The sequence below is a fragment of the Bacillus sp. FJAT-14266 genome (assembly GCF_001719225.1).
Classification (GTDB): domain Bacteria; phylum Bacillota; class Bacilli; order Bacillales; family Bacillaceae; genus Bacillus; species Bacillus subtilis.
This window is the reverse complement of record NZ_CP017072.1, coordinates 3271908-3289584: the sequence shown is the minus strand read 5'-3', so window position 1 is coordinate 3289584 and position 17677 is coordinate 3271908. Positions and strand designations below refer to the sequence as shown.

Here is a 17677-nt window from a genome sequence, read left to right as displayed (position 1 = left end):
ATACAATTGCACTAGGTTAATACATTGTGATGGAGAACTCGGAGACCACAGCAGCTCTTTACGGCAAATGTTTATGCACCCGTAAAGCGGTTTGTTGTGGTTTTTTTATTCTCTTCTTCTCTATCATGCTTTTTAATCGTGACTTTAGGAGGAATGTGCTATGACAGCATTTTGGGGAGAAGTCATCGGTACGATGCTGCTTATCATTTTTGGTGCAGGTGTTTGTGCAGGTGTCAATTTAAAGAAATCGCTTTCATTCCAGTCTGGCTGGATTGTTGTTGTATTTGGATGGGGATTGGGTGTTGCGATGGCGGCATACGCGGTTGGCGGCATCAGCGGTGCCCATTTGAATCCGGCGCTAACGATAGCGCTTGCATTTGTAGGAGATTTTCCTTGGAAAGAGGTTCCGGTTTATATTGCGGCGCAAATGATCGGAGCGATCATCGGTGCGGTGATTATCTATCTGCACTACCTCCCGCACTGGAAGTCAACGGATGATCCCGCTGCCAAGCTGGGTGTTTTCTCAACAGGGCCCAGCATTCCGCATACATTTGCAAACGTTTTAAGCGAAGTGATTGGGACATTTGTCCTTGTACTTGGAATCTTGGCCATAGGTGCAAATCAATTTACAGAAGGACTTAATCCTTTAATCGTCGGTTTCCTCATTGTAGCAATCGGTATTTCTCTGGGAGGCACCACCGGCTATGCTATCAATCCTGCACGTGACTTAGGTCCGCGGATAGCCCACGCTTTTCTTCCGATTCCGGGGAAGGGCTCATCAAACTGGAAATACGCATGGGTTCCGGTAGTCGGCCCGATTTTAGGCGGATCATTCGGCGGCGTATTTTACAACGCTACATTTAAAGGGCACATCACAAGCAGCTTCTGGATTGTAAGCGTTATATTGGTTGTGGTATTGTTAGGACTCTATGTTTATACGAAATCACATTCTGCTAAAACATTATCAAATTCAAAATATATTTAATCAAAGGGGAGACATCTTATGGAAACGTACATTTTATCCTTAGATCAGGGGACGACAAGTTCAAGAGCGATTCTGTTTAATAAAGAAGGCAAAATTGTCCACTCTGCTCAAAAGGAATTTACACAATACTTCCCGCATCCTGGCTGGGTTGAGCATAATGCCAATGAAATTTGGGGCTCTGTCCTCGCGGTTATCGCCTCAGTCATCTCTGAATCAGGTATCAGCGCTTCTCAAATTGCCGGCATCGGCATCACGAACCAGCGCGAGACGACGGTTGTGTGGGATAAAGATACAGGAAGTCCTGTCTATAATGCAATCGTTTGGCAGTCCAGACAGACGTCCGGCATTTGTGAGGAACTTCGTGAAAAAGGATATAATGATAAATTCAGAGAAAAAACTGGGCTTTTAATCGATCCATACTTCTCCGGCACGAAGGTGAAGTGGATTTTAGACAATGTGGAAGGCGCAAGAGAAAAAGCGGAAAAAGGCGAGCTGCTGTTTGGAACGATTGATACGTGGCTCATTTGGAAAATGTCAGGCGGAAAAGCGCATGTGACCGATTACTCCAATGCCTCAAGAACACTGATGTTTAATATTTACGATTTAAAATGGGACGATGAACTGCTCGACATTCTAGGCGTACCGAAATCCATGCTCCCTGAAGTGAAGCCGTCCTCTCATGTGTATGCGGAGACTGTTGATTATCACTTCTTCGGAAAAAATATCCCGATTGCTGGAGCGGCAGGCGACCAGCAGTCCGCATTGTTCGGCCAGGCATGCTTTGAAGAAGGCATGGGGAAAAACACATACGGCACAGGATGTTTCATGCTGATGAATACCGGGGAAAAAGCAATTAAGTCCGAACATGGGCTTTTGACAACAATCGCTTGGGGCATTGACGGAAAAGTGAACTATGCGTTAGAAGGAAGCATTTTTGTCGCAGGCTCTGCCATCCAGTGGCTTAGAGACGGATTGAGAATGTTCCAGGACTCTTCGCTTAGCGAATCTTATGCAGAGAAAGTGGATTCAACTGACGGCGTATATGTCGTTCCGGCCTTTGTCGGACTGGGAACGCCTTACTGGGACAGCGATGTGCGCGGTTCGGTTTTCGGCCTGACAAGAGGGACAACAAAAGAGCACTTTATCCGTGCGACACTGGAGTCATTGGCTTATCAGACCAAAGATGTGCTTGACGCAATGGAAGCAGATTCAAACATTTCATTAAAGACGCTTCGTGTAGACGGAGGAGCTGTGAAAAACAATTTCCTAATGCAGTTCCAAGGAGACCTGTTGAATGTTCCTGTGGAGCGCCCGGAAATTAATGAAACGACTGCACTTGGCGCGGCTTATTTGGCGGGTATCGCTGTGGGATTCTGGAAGGACCGTTCTGAAATCGCGAACCAGTGGAATCTGGATAAACGGTTTGAGCCTGAATTAGAAGAAGAAAAACGAAATGAGCTGTATAAAGGCTGGCAAAAAGCCGTGAAAGCAGCTATGGCTTTTAAATAAAGTAATACTATGGTATAATGGTTACAAGTTAATAAGAACGGTCCTGAGATGAGGAGAGACCACAGCACCAAAGTGTAAGCATGCACTTTGGCTGTTGTGGTCTCTTTTTCTATTTACCGTGACAACAAGGAGGAGACGTAATGATGAAACATCAATTTTCAAGTCTTGAAAGAGATCGCATGCTGACAGACATGACGAAAAAAACATATGACCTATTTATTATCGGAGGAGGAATTACAGGAGCCGGAACAGCTCTTGACGCGGCATCAAGGGGAATGAAGGTCGCACTAAGCGAAATGCAGGACTTTGCGGCGGGAACATCAAGCCGATCAACGAAGCTGGTACATGGCGGCTTGCGCTATTTAAAACAATTTGAAGTGAAAATGGTCGCTGAGGTAGGAAAAGAGCGGGCGATTGTGTATGAAAACGGCCCGCATGTCACTACACCGGAATGGATGCTGCTTCCGTTTCATAAAGGCGGCACATTCGGTTCATTTACAACATCAATCGGGTTAAGGGTTTATGACTTCCTTGCAGGTGTGAAAAAGTCAGAACGAAGAAGCATGCTTTCAGCAAAAGAAACGCTGCAAAAAGAACCTTTGGTAAAAAAAGACGGCTTAAAAGGCGGCGGGTACTATGTGGAATACCGCACTGACGATGCGAGACTGACCATCGAAGTCATGAAGGAAGCGGTGAAATTCGGGGCAGAGCCTGTGAATTACTCCAAAGTGAAGGAGCTTCTTTACGAAAAAGGCAAAGCCGTCGGCGTATTAATTGAAGATGTGCTGACAAAGAAAGAATATAAAGTGTATGCGAAAAAAATTGTCAATGCTACAGGCCCTTGGGTCGATCAGCTCAGAGAAAAAGACCATTCGAAAAACGGAAAGCACTTGCAGCATACAAAAGGCATTCACCTTGTATTTGACCAGTCTGTCTTTCCGCTGAAACAGGCTGTATATTTCGATACACCTGATGGCCGGATGGTATTTGCGATTCCTCGTGAAGGCAAAACATACGTGGGAACAACAGACACTGTTTACAAAGAGGCGCTGGAGCATCCGCGGATGACAACGGAGGATCGTGATTATGTCATCAAATCAATCAATTACATGTTCCCGGAACTGAATATCACTGCGAATGACATCGAATCCAGCTGGGCGGGGCTGCGTCCGCTGATTCATGAAGAAGGCAAAGATCCTTCTGAAATTTCACGGAAAGACGAGATTTGGACATCTGACTCAGGCCTGATCACCATTGCCGGCGGAAAACTGACTGGATACAGAAAAATGGCGGAGCACATCGTTGATCTTGTCCGTGATCGCTTAAAAGAAGAGGGCGAAAAGGATTTTGGACCATGTAAAACGAAAAACATGCCAATCTCTGGCGGGCACGTCGGCGGTTCGAAAAATCTTATGTCCTTCGTTACCGCGAAAACAAAAGAAGGAATTGCAGCCGGTTTATCAGAAAAAGACGCAAAACAGCTGGCGATCAGATACGGCTCTAACGTAGATCGCGTCTTTGACCGGGTAGAAGCGCTGAAAGATGAGGCCGCGAAACGCAACATTCCGGTTCATATTCTTGCTGAGGCAGAATACAGTATAGAAGAAGAGATGACTGCAACTCCTGCTGACTTCTTTGTCCGCAGAACGGGACGTTTATTTTTTGATATCAATTGGGTAAGAACATATAAAGATGCCGTTATTGATTTTATGAGCGAGCGATTCCAATGGGATGAGCAGGCGAAAAACAAACATACAGAAAACCTCAACAAGCTTTTACACGATGCGGTCGTACCGCTTGAGCAATAAATCATAACGGGCTGTCTGCAGCCCGTTATTTCTTTTTACGTGGAAAGGGCCAGATCTCAGGTTATCAAGTGACAGAGGCACCCGCTTCATATAAAATAATGGCATAAGCTGATACATAGGAGGACGAATATGACTTGGAGAAAGAGCTATGAACGCTGGAAACAGACAGAACATTTAGATCCGGAATTAAAAGAGCGCCTTATTGAATTAGAGGGAGATGAACAGGCCCTTGAGGACTGTTTCTATAAAGACCTTGAATTCGGTACCGGCGGAATGCGCGGGGAAATCGGCGCCGGGACAAATCGGATGAATATTTACACTGTGCGCAAAGCATCGGCCGGGTTTGCGGCATACATCTCGAAGCAAGGTGAGGAAGCGAAAAAACGGGGCGTTGTCATTGCTTATGATTCCCGCCATAAATCTCCGGAGTTCGCGATGGAAGCGGCAAAAACACTTGCGACACAAGGCATCCAAACATACGTGTTTGATGAGCTTCGCCCGACGCCAGAGCTGTCATTCGCTGTCAGACAGCTGAACGCTTATGGGGGAATTGTGGTAACGGCAAGCCATAACCCGCCTGAATATAACGGCTACAAAGTATACGGGGATGATGGCGGCCAGCTGCCTCCAAAGGAAGCGGACATCGTCATTGAGCAGGTAAACGCGATTGAAAATGAGCTGACGATCACAGTGGACGAAGAAAATAAGTTAAAAGAAAAAGGCTTAATCAAAATCATCGGTGAAGATATTGATAAAGTTTATACAGAAAAACTGGCGTCCATTTCTGTACATCCTGAATTATCAGAAGAAGTAGATGTAAAGGTTGTTTTCACACCGCTGCATGGAACTGCAAATAAACCGGTCAGACGCGGACTTGAAGCACTCGGCTACAAAAATGTAACGGTTGTCAAAGAACAGGAACTGCCGGATTCAAACTTCTCCACTGTTACATCGCCAAACCCGGAAGAGCATGCGGCATTCGAATATGCCATTAAGCTTGGGGAGGAGCAGAATGCAGATATTCTCATCGCGACAGATCCTGATGCTGACCGCCTCGGCATCGCGGTGAAAAACGATCAAGGCAAATATACAGTGCTGACAGGAAACCAAACCGGAGCGCTGCTGCTTCATTACCTGCTTTCTGAAAAGAAAAAACAAGGCATCCTGCCTGATAACGGTGTTGTTCTCAAAACGATCGTCACAAGCGAAATCGGCCGTGCTGTAGCTTCTTCATTCGGCCTTGATACGATTGATACGCTGACAGGCTTTAAGTTTATCGGTGAAAAGATTAAGGAATACGAGGCATCAGGCCAGTATACCTTCCAATTCGGTTATGAAGAGAGCTACGGTTATTTAATCGGGGATTTTGCCCGCGATAAGGACGCCATTCAGGCTGCGCTTTTGGCAGTTGAAGTTTGCGCGTTCTATAAAAAACAGGGAATGTCATTGTATGAGGCGCTCATCAATCTCTTTAACGAATATGGTTTTTATCGTGAAGGGTTGAAATCCCTGACGCTGAAAGGCAAACAAGGAGCAGAGCAAATTGAAGCGATTCTTGCTTCCTTCAGACAAAATCCGCCGCAGAAAATGGCGGGCAAACAGGTTGTCACAGCAGAAGATTACGCTGTAAGCAAACGGACGCTTCTGACTGAAAACAAGGAAGAAGCCATCGACTTGCCAAAATCAAATGTACTGAAATACTTCCTGGAAGACGGGTCTTGGTTCTGTCTTCGTCCTTCTGGAACTGAGCCGAAGGTGAAATTTTATTTCGCCGTAAAAGGGTCATCTTTAGAAGACAGTGAAAAGCGACTTGCCGTCCTTTCTGAAGATGTAATGAAGACGGTTGATGAAATTGTTGAGTCGACTGCAAAATAATTCAAGTATGAGCTGGGTCATTGTAAATGATCCAGCTTTTTCTTTTTCTCATCCAAAAGTCTGAAAGAAAATCATCCCATCAGTGAAGTAATGAAATACAAAAAACTGGTATAATCTTAAATACAAGATCAATGCCGGAGTGAGAAACGTGAGCAAAACGAGGATGGAAAAATTAAAAACGCTGAAAACGATTGCGGAAACCTTAAATCAAGGGCACGATATCAAAGCAACACTGGATGAGGTTTTAAAAGAGTTGCTGAGTCTGACAAACCTTCAATCCGGATGGATTTTTCTGATCGAAGAAGATGGGTCTTATACGTTAGCGGCCGACGCTTATCTGCCCCCGGCTTTAAGCCGCAAGGAAAAAGTGCTGATGTGCGAAGGGGAGTGTTACTGCCTGACGAAATTCAATAACGGAGGGCTTAGAAAGGCTGCAAATATCATGAACTGCAAACGCATCGAATCAGCAGAAAACCTGCATTGTTTTGACACAGAAGGGATTACGCATCATGCAACTGTGCCCTTAGAAGACGGGGACAGAAGATTCGGATTGTTAAATGTAGCGGCGGCCGGAAAAACCATGTTTGATGAGGAAGAGCTGCATTTACTCGAGTCTGTCGCCTTTCAGATCGGAACGGCAATCCAGCGTATGAGGCTTTCTGAATATCAACAAAAAAATGCTCTTTTAATGGAGCGTAACCGACTCGCTCAGGAGCTTCACGATTCTGTCAATCAAATGCTGTTTTCCGTCAGTTTAACTGCCAAAGCTGCGAAGACACTAACAAAAGATGAGAATTTACAGCAGATGATTGATTTCATCCAAAACCTATCACAGGACGCGCTCGCAGAAATGAAAGCGTTAATTTGGCAGCTTCGCCCCGGAGGATTGGAAAAAGGGCTGGCTGAAGCCATTAAAAGCTATGGTGCGCTCATTGGATTGAAGATCATTTTTACACAAAAAGGCAGTCCTGTTCTGACTGATGAGCAGGAGCATATGTTATGGCGTGTCGTACAGGAAGCTTTAAATAACTGCAAAAAGCATGCCGGAACGGATACGGCTTATGTTAGTCTGACTGCTTCTTTGTGCCATGCGGAGCTGGATATCATCGATCATGGGGCAGGATTTCGCTATGAAGCGCATGCCGGTCTGCCTTCACTTGGCATCAAGGGTATGAAAGAACGGGCGGAAAAAGCCGGAGCTAAGTTTTGGATTGAGTCAGCGCTTGGAACTGGAACAAAGCTGTCCATCAGGCTTCCGCTAACAAGCCGAAAAGGAGGGGCGGTATGAAAATTGTCATTGCTGATGATCATCATGTTGTCAGAAAGGGTCTGCGTTTTTTCTTTGCCACCCAGGATGATATTGAAGTTGTCGGAGAAGCTGCAACCGGAATAGAAGCTCTCCGTGTCATCGAAGAGACAAAGCCGGATCTTGTGCTAATGGATCTGTCTATGCCCGAGATGGACGGCATTCAAGCCATTAAAAAAGCAATACAGCAATTTCCGGAGACGGATATCATTGTGCTGACGAGCTACTCTGATCAGGAGCACGTCATCCCCGCGCTTCAGGCAGGCGCGAAGGCGTATCAATTAAAGGATACGGAGCCCGAGGAATTGGTGAAAACACTAAGACAAGTGCATGGTGGCGAATACAAGCTTTCTACAGCTATTATGCCCCATGTGCTGACACATATGAAAAATCAGCACGACCCGGAAAAAGAAAAATACTATCAATTAACAAGAAGGGAAAAAGACGTTCTGACTGAAATAGCGAACGGGAAAAGCAATAAAGAAATCGCAGCAGCCTTGTTTATTTCAGAAAAAACAGTAAAAACCCATGTATCGAATCTTTTAGCAAAACTTGAAGTGGCTGATCGCACGCAAGCAGCGCTTTTCGCAGTGAAATATAATCTGAATGGAGAGATCTCAAAATGAACATGTTAGTCATAAATGGCACGCCAAGAAAACATGGCAGAACAAGAATTGCAGCATCCTATATTGCAGCTCTGTATCACACGGATTTGATTGATCTAAGCGAGTTTGTATTGCCCGTTTTTAACGGTGAAGCGGAACAATCTGAACTGTTGAAAGTACAGGAGCTTAAGCAACGCGTTACGAAAGCGGATGCGATTGTATTATTATCGCCTGAATATCACAGCGGCATGAGCGGCGCTTTAAAAAATGCCTTGGATTTTCTAAGCAGCGAACAATTCAAATATAAGCCCGTTGCATTATTGGCAGTAGCGGGAGGCGGAAAAGGCGGCATCAATGCGCTGAACAATATGAGAACTGTGATGCGGGGTGTCTACGCCAATGTCATTCCGAAGCAGCTGGTGCTTGATCCGGTGCATATTGATGTTGAAAATGCTACAGTGGCTGAAAACATTAAGGAAAGCTTAAAAGAGCTTGTCGAAGAACTCAGCATGTTCGCAAAAGCAGGAAATCCCGGCGTCTAAACGCCGGGATTTGTTTATGTGAGAAGGGCTATTTGATCTTCATAAGTCAGCTCTGTGGCATGATCAATATAACGGAGAAGGGAATACAGCATCTTTTCTAAAACGGCGTAATCCTGTTCAAAATGATACGCATGCAGAAAATGCTCAATTCGTTTTGACAACAAATCGTCCTCTGTACGCACCATTAAAATTAATAAATTATCCCATTGAGAACGATGGGTGTAATAAAGCGCTTTATCGTAATCGGCATAATCCATGAATCGCTTCTCCTTTCTTGGGTGAGAAGTTCATGATTAGTTTATGCCGCATCCTCTGTAATTGACGGGACAAAACTTGGCGTCTGCGGCAGTAAAGGGGTAGCAATATGAGGGAGACATAAAATCAAAATGCCTGAATGAAGATATCGCTTTTGGTAAACCTATGAGGGAACATATTCTGGGTACAGGAGACTGAAAAAATGAAATCTCAGCCATATACCATCGCGCTTCTTTTTTGCGGATTGATTATCGTGTCAATGGCTGCAAAAGGTCATTCAACGGACACAAACGAGTCCGTTCAAAAGTGGGAACAGCTTGCCTGGAGCAAAATTCAGGATGAATATAAGGACGCTTCATTTTCTGATTATGCTTATATGGGGCGTACAGAGGTGAATGATCAGCAGACGAAAGATGTCTTTCGGGTAACAGTCAGACAGAAAGATGACACTTTTTCTGTTCGGGCCGAAGTCTATTTTCATCCGGTGACAAATCATATGATCAGCATCAACGTCTTTAGGCTCTAATAAAAAACTGTACAGCCGTTAAGGCCGCACAGTTTCTGTTTTTAGAAATATCGTTTTGCACCGAGATAGCGCTGTTTCCAGTAAGAGTTGTTCATATTGGAAATGACAACTCCGGAATCGTTGGCATTTATGAATTCCCCGTTGCCTAGGTAAATTCCGACGTGGGAAGGGCCGGCTTTATATGTTGTAAAGAAAACAAAATCTCCGACAGCAGGCTGGCTAACTGATTTCATTGTGTTCCAATATCCCGCTGCCGTTAATCTAGATACGGATGTGACTTTGTTCAGTACATAGTAAATGAATCCGCTGCAGTCAAACCCGGACGGTGTCGTGCCTCCCCAGCGATACGGAACCCCAAGCTGCGCTTTAGCGGCCGAAATCATTGTGTTAATCTTCGCACTCGTTGAGCTGGTGGTGTTTGAAGAACCGGATGAAGACGATGATGAAGCTTTTCCGGAAATGACCAGCTTTTGGCCAACCTGCAAGACATCCGTTTTTAAATTGTTTTTCTCACGAATCTGCTGAGCTGTTACATTAAATTTTTGTGCAATCACCCATAAGGAATCACCGCTTTTCACCGTGTATGTAGTCGTCGTGCCGGAGCTTGCATTTGACGAAGAAGAAGACGACGATGATGAAGAGCCTGAAGATGCTTTACCTGTCAGCTTCAATACTTGTCCAACGTAAAGCACATCTGATTTCAGATTGTTGATATTTCGGATTTGCTGTACAGTCAGGTTATAGTTGTTTGCGATTTTCCAAAGTGAATCACCGCTTTTAACGGTATATTTAGTTGTTGCTGAAGTTTGGTTCGATTTGGATGAATTGTCTTTAGAAGACGTATCAGAGCCGCTTGATTTTGTTTTCAACACCTGATTCACGTAAATGGTGTCTGATTTTAAGTTGTTCAAGACCTTCAATTCAGCGATGGACATATTGACTTTGTTTGCAATTTTCCAAAGTGAATCTCCAAGCTGCACCTTATATGTTCCCGTAGAAGATGAAGAACTTGAACTCTTATTAGAACTGTTTTTTGAACTGGAGCTTGAACTCTTATTAGAGTTGCTTTTTTTACTGGAACTAGAGCTTGAAGAAACTGTACCGGACACCTTTAATTTCTGCCCAGCACGAATTAAATCGCTGCTTAGTCCGTTTAATTTTTTCAGTTCCTGCACGGTCATTTTAAACTCATTTGCGATCAGCCAAAGTGAATCTCCGCTTTTCACTGTGTAAACAGAACTTCCGCTCTTCTTGGTTGTTGAGCTTGAAGTAGATGAAGAAGTGCTGGATTTGCTGCCTGGAATAGTAAGCGTCTGGCCGATCGACAGAACAGTAGTCGAAAGATGATTGGCGGATGTGAGGGCCGCCACACTTGTGTTATAGGTTTGGGCCAGTTTCCATAAAGAATCTCCGCTTTTGACCTTAATCGTTGCTGCTTCAGCTGGTGTCACTACTAAAGTTGTGCCGACAATCGCAGATGCTGTCAGCCCTGCTGCTAATTTCTTTTTCATCTTAGCTCTCCTTTTTCCCCCAATGATTTTGCATTTGCTGTTTCTTTTTTATATCGGCACATTTGTCTCATCGTTTTGCCTTTTTATAAAAATAGCCAAATTATCTTAACAATAAGGGGGAAAAAGGGCATAAAAAAAGAAGGAATCTTAATCTATTCCTTCATTTTTAAAAGCTTCATGATATCTTCTTTGTTTTTGACGAGGTCGCGCAGTGTGTATTTGTCTAAAACTGCGAGGTAGGCTAAAAGAGCTTCATTCAGCACATGTTTTAAGCCGCAAACCGGGGAAATAACACAGAGATTCTTGTTCGCATCAAAACATTCAACAATATTAAAATCGTCTTCCGTTTTTCTGACAACCTCACCGATGTTGATGTCTTCAGGTTCCATGCCTAATCGTATGCCGCCGCCCCGTCCGCGTATCGTTTCTACGTAGCCGAGCTGGCCGAGCCTGTATATGACTTTCATGAGATGATTTTTTGAAATAGAATACGTTTCGGCAATCTGTTTTATATTTGAAAGTTCTCCGGGACGCTCTGCAGCCAGAAAAATCAACACTCTTAATGAATAATCTGTATAATTGGTTAACTTCATAATAAGACCTCAGAATAAGACATTTTCTATATCTTATCATAATCGATTGAAAAATGAAAAAAAAGGAATTAAAAAAACATGCACCCAGCTGGGTGCATGTTTTTTGCTTACATGTCATTCGGCGGATTTTGGTTTTTTCGGTTTTTTTCGATTTCTGTGTTTTGCATTTTGCGTTCAAATGTAGACAGATAACGTGATGCAAAATCCTTACCGCCAAGGCCGAAGGATAAACCGAAAGCGAGTGCGAAGCCGCTAAGAACGATGATAAACGCGGAATTGACGATTGTCGCAGCGACACCAAGCTGATCCAGGGCCATAAAGAAAGCAAGTGCGATAATCGTATATTTAGCAATAGGCGCTAAAGACTTGAATTCTTGGCCTTTTATCATGCTTGAGAGCACTTTTCTCACCAATTCTCCTGCGTAAAGGCCGAGTCCGAGAATGAATACTGCGACAAGGACATTCGGTAGATACGCGATGATGCCAGTGGCAATTTCTACGAGGAAGTGCAGCCGAACAATTTGAAGCGCCTCAGCTGTAAAGAGCAGAATGACAATGATTTGCGCAATCATACCGACAACTTGAGACAAGGACAGCTTTGCAGGCGTTCCGGCTTCCATGCCCATTTTCCCTAAGACAGAATCAAAGCCTGCGCGATGGAGCAGTCCGGACACCATGGATTTCACCCATTTTCCTGCCCAGATACCCGCTAATACAAGCACGATGGCAATCATGATGTTCGGAAGCATGTTTAAAATCGTATTCAGCATAGAGACAGCTGGTTTTGAAATGCCGGCGACATCCAGCTGATCAAGCGCTGAAATGACCACCGGAATCATAATGAGCACATAAGCGATTGTTCCGATGACTGCTGAAAGGCTTGTGTCTTTTAAGTAAATTGATAAACCCATACGTGCCGCGAATCTTTCCGTGCCGATGCTTGCAAGGAAATTCGTAATGATATCACGGACAAGGCGGGCAACAAGCCATCCGATTAATACGATAAGCGCCGCTGCAAATAATTTCGGCAGAAAAGCGAGCACGCTTTCCATCATATTTGTAAAAGGACCTGAAATGCCGCTGATTTTCAAAGAAGATAAGACCCCTGGCAGAAAAACAAGCAGCACGAGATAAAAGACAATTTGTGAAGCGGTATTGACAGCCTGGTGAATATCTTTTCCTTCAGACACCAAATTCCACTTGCGCAGTTTGTCACTCGTGTTCAGCTTCATCCCGATTTTTTTGACAAGGAAGCTTAAAACAGAGGCTGCAGCCCATCCTAACAGCAGAATGAGTCCAGCTTTCAGCACGCTTGGGATCGCGGCTGCAATCGCCGAAAGCATACTGACAAACGGCGATGCCACTGTTGTCAGGTGTAAAATGTTAAAGAATAAAATAAAGACGATGATCAGTGCGATAAAATAAACGACCTTGCTTATGACTTTTTCCGAGGAATAGCGTGAAGGCTTTTTCCCAGCAAAGAGCTTGTCGTCGATTTTTGTTTTGCTGAGTCCTTTGTATACAGCTTTTTCAATAATTTTAGCAATAGCCCAGCCGATTAATAAGACGAGTAAAGCAATGATTACGTTTGGCAGCTTACTGAGATAAGAAGAAAACACGTCTGCTACATTCAATTGGTATCGCTCCTTTTTCGTAGTATGGTGTGTGTTTACCCACTGATCCAATAAGCAAACAGATGAATGTGCCGGGGGATTTTTTTCTTGCACGAGTGAGACTATCATCTTTTGTCTGGCGGGCTCATACATTATAGATAAGTCCAAGTAGGGGGGATTCGGTTGAACGCGGAGGAGAAGAAGGGATTACAGCGGGCAATTGAGGAAATTACCGAAATTGCAAAAGGATTCGGCCTTGATTTCTACCCGATGAGATATGAAATCTGCCCGGCTGAAATTATTTATACATTTGGCGCGTACGGGATGCCGACAAGATTCAGCCACTGGAGCTTCGGCAAGCAGTTTCACAAGATGAAGCTGCACTATGATCTAGGTTTAAGTAAGATCTATGAGCTGGTCATTAACTCAGATCCATGCTACGCTTTTTTGCTGGACAGCAACTCACTGATCCAAAATAAATTGATTGTCGCACACGTTCTTGCTCATTGCGATTTCTTCAAAAACAACTGCCGTTTCCAAAACACGAAGCGCGATATGGTGGAAAGCATGGCGGCAACAGCTGAACGGATAAAACACTATGAACAGGTTCACGGGATAAAAGAAGTCGAATCTTTTTTAGATGCAATCCTTTCGATTCAGGAGCATATCGATCCGTCGTTGGTCCGACCAAAGCTCCAATGGAGTGTGGATGATGAGGAAGAGGAGATTGAAGAGGCAGCCACGCCTTACGATGATCTATGGTCTTTGGATGAAAAGAAACCGAAAAAACAAGTGAAAAAATCGAAAAAACCGTTCCCGCCGCGGCCTGAAAAAGATATCCTGCTTTTTATCGAGGAGCATTCCCGGGAGCTGGAGCCATGGCAGCGTGATATATTAACGATGATGAGAGAGGAAATGCTTTATTTCTGGCCTCAGCTGGAAACCAAGATTATGAATGAGGGCTGGGCTTCCTATTGGCACCAGCGAATTATACGTGAGCTTGATTTAACCTCTGATGAAGCGATCGAGTTCGCCAAGCTGAATGCAGGTGTCGTTCAGCCGTCCAAAACAGGCATTAATCCTTATTATTTAGGGCTGAAAATATTTGAAGACATTGAAAAGAGGTACAACAACCCGACGGAGGAAATGAAGAAAATGGGCGTGCAGCCTGACTCCGGCCGGGAGAAAATGTTTGAGGTCAGGGAGATTGAATCCGATATCTCTTTCATCCGCAATTATTTAACCAAAGAATTAGTCATGCGCGAGGATCTTTATTTGTTTCAAAAACAGGGCCGAGATTATAAAATCATCGATAAACAGTGGAAGTCGGTGCGCGACCAGCTCGTAAGCATGCGGGTAAATGGCGGTTTTCCATATTTGACAGTAAACGACGGCGATTATATGAAAAATAACGAGCTCTATATTAAGCATTGGTATGAAGGAATAGAGTTAGATTTGAAATATTTGGAGAAAGTGCTCCCTTATTTATTCCAGCTTTGGGGAAGAAGCGTGCACATTGAGTCTGTGCTTGAGGATAAGGAAGTCATGTTTTCGTACGACGGAAAAGGTGTTCACCGCAGATATTTATAAAAAAAAGGATGCAGCGTTCTGCATCCTTTTTATTTTCCAGTTTTTAAAATCTTAAATATGATGTTTGCCTGGTCCGTATTGTTAATCAATCCGCGGAATTTTTCTTTTCCGGGGCCGTACGCGTATACCGGTACTTCTTCGCCGGTATGATCGGTACTCGTCCATCCGCTGTTGGAGCGAGTATTAAAAATCTTGATGATGGCTTTGTAGGCCCCTTTGCTTTTGTCAGCCTGTGCAGCTGCTTCAACGCTTTTGATTTCTTCAGATGTGAATTTCAGATTGGCATAGCGGGCGAGCACATCTTTAACCGGCTTGCCTTCACTGATTTTTTTGGCCATGAATTCAGGTGTTTTCTTAGCGGAGAGAATCGGTTCTGCGTGCCAATTCTTTTCCCCGTTTGCGCCAATGGTAAAGCCGCCGGTTGTATGGTCAGCAGTTGCAATCACAAGTGTATGTTTGTCTTTTTTCGCAAATTCAATCGCGGCTTTATAGGCCTGTTCAAAATCTTTAACCTCGCTCATAGCTCCTACTGTATCATTGTCATGGGCCGCCCAGTCAATCTGGCTCCCTTCGACCATCAAGAAAAATCCTTTTTTATTTTGGTTCAGGCGATCAATTGCTGAAACAGTCATTTCTTTGAGAGACGGTGTTTTGCTGTCACGGTCGAGCGCCTTAGCAAGCCCTCCATCTGCGAAAAGCCCGAGCACCTGCTGATCTTTATTTTTCTTCAATGCTTGTTTCGTTGTTACATAGCTGTAGCCGGCTTGTTTGAATTCCTTTGTCAAGTTTCTGTCCTTGCGGTTAAAATAAGATTTTCCGCCGCCGAGCAGCACGTCTATTTTATGTTTGCCTTTTATTTTGTCATCCATATAGCTGTTGGCGATTTGGTCCATGTTTTTCCGTGATTCATTGTGGGCGCCATATGCGGCTGGAGTGGCGTGGTTAATTTCAGACGTGGCGACAAGCCCTGTTGACTTGCCTTGCTGTTTGGCCTCTTCAAGTACTGATTTCACTTTTTTCCCGTTTTTATCGACGCCAATTGCATTGTTATATGTCTTAACGCCTGTCGCTAATGCTGTTCCGGCTGCTGCTGAATCTGTAATATTATAGTCAGGGTCATCCGGATGCGTCATCATCATGCCTGTCAGGTTCCGGTCAAATTCTGTTAACTTCGGGTTATTCGGTGTGTCACCGTTATTTTTCATGGAACGGTAGGCTCTTATGTAAGGCGTCCCCATGCCGTCGCCTATCATCACAATGACATTTCTGATCTCAGCTTTGTCTTGTTTTTTGGCGCTGGCCTTTTCTGTTTGCTGCAGCTCAGCTCCGGCAAAGATTCCAGCTGTAAGGACAGAAACAGCGGCGATTGGCAGAAATTTTGATTTCATATTTTGAAACAAACTCATTTTTTTCATGCCTCCTTTAATGTATTCCGTTTATCATGTTAGGGAAATTTTGTTAAATGCGGCTGTTGATCATGTAAACAATAAGTAAAGTCTTGTAAGGAAATGAAAAAACGCTTTCCGTTATCTTGCCTTATTTGATGTAAAGCATTCATTTTTCAGAAAAATCTTTACCTCTCTGTCTTTGCATGATATGTTTGTTTAAATAAAAAAACTGCGGATAACCGCAGCTCTCCTCGAATATTCTTTATCACTCATTTTTCAGGTATGTGAGCCGACCCCGAAAGTTTTTCATTTATTTCCTTTATGTTGAAAAACATCCCATAAAACATGACAAAAGCACTCGTTTTTTGTCACCTTTGCAACGAAAATGAAATATTTAATACCCTTAAAAACTTTTTTTTAGAACGAATAATTAAGAAATTTGTCACATGAAGTCAAGACTATTTCTGATGGGAATCTATCCTTATAATAGAAATCAATAAGATTAATTAAAAAAAGAGATACATATATAGAGAGTTAACATTTGGGGAGGAAAATATGAAAAAGCAAATCATTACAGCTACGACAGCAGTTGTTTTAGGATCGACGTTATTTGCAGGAGCGGCATCTGCACAAAGCATTAAGGTGAAAAAAGGCGACACGTTATGGGATCTTTCAAGAAAATACGACACAACGATCAGTAAAATTAAATCAGAGAACCACCTTCGTTCAGACATTATTTATGTGGGACAAACTTTATCGATTAACGGCAAATCTACAAGTTCAAAAAGCAGCAGTTCTTCTTCCTCTTCTTCTACATACAAAGTAAAGAGCGGGGACAGCCTTTGGAAAATTTCAAAAAAATACGGCATGACAATCAATGAACTGAAGAAGCTGAATGGCTTAAAATCAGATTTGCTTCGTGTTGGACAAGTCCTGAAACTGAAAGGTTCAACTAGTTCAAGCAGCTCCAGCTCATCAAAAGTGTCATCGTCTTCAATTTCTACTTATAAAGTAAAGAGCGGAGACAGCCTTTCTAAAATTGCGAGCAAATACGGCACTACGGTTAGCAAATTAAAAAGCTTAAACGGATTAAAATCAGATGTAATCTATGTCAACCAAGTATTGAAGGTGAAAGGAACAAGCACAAGCAGCTCAAAACCTGCTTCATCTTCATCATCTTCAAGCAGCAAAACGTCATCTACATCACTTAATGTGAGCAAGCTGGTTTCTGATGCAAAAGCGTTAGTCGGAACGCCATATAAATGGGGCGGAACGACAACTTCCGGCTTTGACTGCAGCGGATTCATTTGGTACGTACTGAATAAACAAACAAGTGTGGGCAGAACAAGCACTGCAGGATACTGGAGTTCTATGAAGAGCATTGCCAGCCCGTCTGTTGGTGATTTCGTCTTCTTCACAACATATAAATCCGGCCCTTCTCACATGGGGATTTACATTGGAAACAACAGTTTCATTCATGCAGGATCTGACGGCGTACAAATCAGCAGCCTGAACAACAGCTACTGGAAGCCTCGTTACCTCGGTGCGAAAAGATTCTAATTTTTAGAGAA

At 43.7% G+C, this 17677-nt stretch carries 15 protein-coding genes; 10 read left to right on the top strand and 5 right to left on the bottom strand.

The genetic code is table 11. The annotated features are described in order from the left end of the window. Positions 1-160 precede the first annotated feature (160 nt). The 7 genes from glpF to yhdA all read left to right on the top strand — a co-directional run bounded on the left by glpF (position 161) and on the right by yhdA (position 8630). Positions 161-985: a glycerol uptake facilitator protein GlpF gene (gene glpF / locus BGM23_RS17005; protein ID WP_029726345.1), complete on the top strand. Its 825-nt coding sequence runs from the start codon at positions 161-163 to the stop codon at positions 983-985. Positions 986-1003: 18 nt separating this feature from the next. Beyond that, on the top strand, positions 1004-2494 hold the full coding sequence (glpK, locus tag BGM23_RS17000; RefSeq protein WP_003233384.1) for a glycerol kinase GlpK: 1491 nt from the start codon (positions 1004-1006) through the stop codon (positions 2492-2494). Positions 2495-2634: 140 nt separating this feature from the next. Next, complete coding sequence (gene glpD / locus BGM23_RS16995) at positions 2635-4302, top strand: glycerol-3-phosphate dehydrogenase (protein WP_021479678.1); 1668 nt, start codon at positions 2635-2637, stop codon at positions 4300-4302. 129 nt (positions 4303-4431) lie between these two features. Continuing rightward, positions 4432-6177 (top strand): phospho-sugar mutase, encoded by a 1746-nt coding sequence (gene pgcA, locus BGM23_RS16990; RefSeq protein ID WP_029726344.1) that lies wholly within the window; start codon positions 4432-4434, stop codon positions 6175-6177. A gap of 148 nt (positions 6178-6325) precedes the next feature. Beyond that, a complete protein-coding gene (gene yhcY, locus BGM23_RS16985; protein ID WP_029726343.1) occupies positions 6326-7465 on the top strand; it encodes a two-component system sensor histidine kinase YhcY in 1140 nt (379 codons plus the stop codon). Next, positions 7462-8109: a two-component system response regulator YhcZ gene (gene yhcZ / locus BGM23_RS16980; protein WP_024573282.1), complete on the top strand. Its 648-nt coding sequence runs from the start codon at positions 7462-7464 to the stop codon at positions 8107-8109. The genes yhcY and yhcZ overlap by 4 nt, the downstream gene beginning before the upstream one ends. Continuing rightward, positions 8106-8630 (top strand): FMN-dependent NADPH-azoreductase, encoded by a 525-nt coding sequence (gene yhdA / locus BGM23_RS16975; RefSeq protein WP_029726342.1) that lies wholly within the window; start codon positions 8106-8108, stop codon positions 8628-8630. The genes yhcZ and yhdA overlap by 4 nt, the downstream gene beginning before the upstream one ends. A gap of 14 nt (positions 8631-8644) precedes the next feature. Here the strand turns inward: yhdA and BGM23_RS16970 are convergent, their stop codons facing one another. After that, complete coding sequence (locus tag BGM23_RS16970) at positions 8645-8887, bottom strand: YhdB family protein (protein WP_003233373.1); 243 nt, start codon at positions 8885-8887, stop codon at positions 8645-8647. A 200-nt stretch (positions 8888-9087) separates the two neighbouring features. Between BGM23_RS16970 and BGM23_RS16965 the strand changes: the two genes are divergently transcribed. After that, positions 9088-9411, top strand: a complete 324-nt coding sequence (locus BGM23_RS16965) for a YqzG/YhdC family protein (protein WP_029726341.1) — start codon at positions 9088-9090, stop codon at positions 9409-9411. 41 nt (positions 9412-9452) lie between these two features. Here the strand turns inward: BGM23_RS16965 and lytF are convergent, their stop codons facing one another. From lytF to BGM23_RS16950, 3 genes are all read right to left on the bottom strand, one after another. Then, the gene (gene lytF, locus BGM23_RS16960) at positions 9453-10922 is read right to left on the bottom strand and encodes a peptidoglycan endopeptidase LytF (RefSeq protein WP_029726340.1); all 1470 of its coding nucleotides are present in this window, start codon (positions 10920-10922) and stop codon (positions 9453-9455) included. 152 nt (positions 10923-11074) lie between these two features. Beyond that, positions 11075-11515, bottom strand: a complete 441-nt coding sequence (gene nsrR / locus BGM23_RS16955; protein ID WP_014479293.1) for a nitric oxide-sensing transcriptional repressor NsrR — start codon at positions 11513-11515, stop codon at positions 11075-11077. Positions 11516-11622: 107 nt separating this feature from the next. Further along, positions 11623-13149: a mechanosensitive ion channel gene (locus BGM23_RS16950; protein ID WP_014479294.1), complete on the bottom strand. Its 1527-nt coding sequence runs from the start codon at positions 13147-13149 to the stop codon at positions 11623-11625. A gap of 162 nt (positions 13150-13311) precedes the next feature. On the opposite strand from BGM23_RS16950, the gene spoVR reads away from it, so the two are divergent. Next, positions 13312-14718: a stage V sporulation protein SpoVR gene (spoVR, locus tag BGM23_RS16945; protein ID WP_003233364.1), complete on the top strand. Its 1407-nt coding sequence runs from the start codon at positions 13312-13314 to the stop codon at positions 14716-14718. Positions 14719-14747: 29 nt separating this feature from the next. On the opposite strand, the gene phoA is transcribed toward spoVR, so the two are convergent. Then, complete coding sequence (gene phoA / locus BGM23_RS16940) at positions 14748-16133, bottom strand: alkaline phosphatase PhoA (protein WP_082359951.1); 1386 nt, start codon at positions 16131-16133, stop codon at positions 14748-14750. Between the two features lie 528 nt (positions 16134-16661). Between phoA and lytE the strand changes: the two genes are divergently transcribed. Continuing rightward, positions 16662-17666: a peptidoglycan endopeptidase LytE gene (lytE, locus tag BGM23_RS16935; RefSeq protein WP_015715576.1), complete on the top strand. Its 1005-nt coding sequence runs from the start codon at positions 16662-16664 to the stop codon at positions 17664-17666. The last annotated feature ends 11 nt before the right edge of the window (positions 17667-17677 follow it).

Bases quoted from the DNA above. Each gene is read 5' to 3' on its own strand.
- glpF (WP_029726345.1), top strand. From the start codon at position 161: ATGACAGCATTTTGGGGAGAAGTCATCGGTACGATGCTGCTTATCATT.
- glpK (WP_003233384.1), top strand. From the start codon at position 1,004: ATGGAAACGTACATTTTATCCTTAGATCAGGGGACGACAAGTTCAAGA.
- glpD (WP_021479678.1), top strand. From the start codon at position 2,635: ATGATGAAACATCAATTTTCAAGTCTTGAAAGAGATCGCATGCTGACA.
- pgcA (WP_029726344.1), top strand. From the start codon at position 4,432: ATGACTTGGAGAAAGAGCTATGAACGCTGGAAACAGACAGAACATTTA.
- yhcZ (WP_024573282.1), top strand. From the start codon at position 7,462: ATGAAAATTGTCATTGCTGATGATCATCATGTTGTCAGAAAGGGTCTG.
- yhdA (WP_029726342.1), top strand. From the start codon at position 8,106: ATGAACATGTTAGTCATAAATGGCACGCCAAGAAAACATGGCAGAACA.
- BGM23_RS16970 (WP_003233373.1), bottom strand. From the start codon at position 8,887: ATGGATTATGCCGATTACGATAAAGCGCTTTATTACACCCATCGTTCT.
- BGM23_RS16965 (WP_029726341.1), top strand. From the start codon at position 9,088: ATGAAATCTCAGCCATATACCATCGCGCTTCTTTTTTGCGGATTGATT.
- lytF (WP_029726340.1), bottom strand. From the start codon at position 10,922: ATGAAAAAGAAATTAGCAGCAGGGCTGACAGCATCTGCGATTGTCGGC.
- nsrR (WP_014479293.1), bottom strand. From the start codon at position 11,515: ATGAAGTTAACCAATTATACAGATTATTCATTAAGAGTGTTGATTTTT.
- phoA (WP_082359951.1), bottom strand. From the start codon at position 16,133: ATGAAAAAAATGAGTTTGTTTCAAAATATGAAATCAAAATTTCTGCCA.
- lytE (WP_015715576.1), top strand. From the start codon at position 16,662: ATGAAAAAGCAAATCATTACAGCTACGACAGCAGTTGTTTTAGGATCG.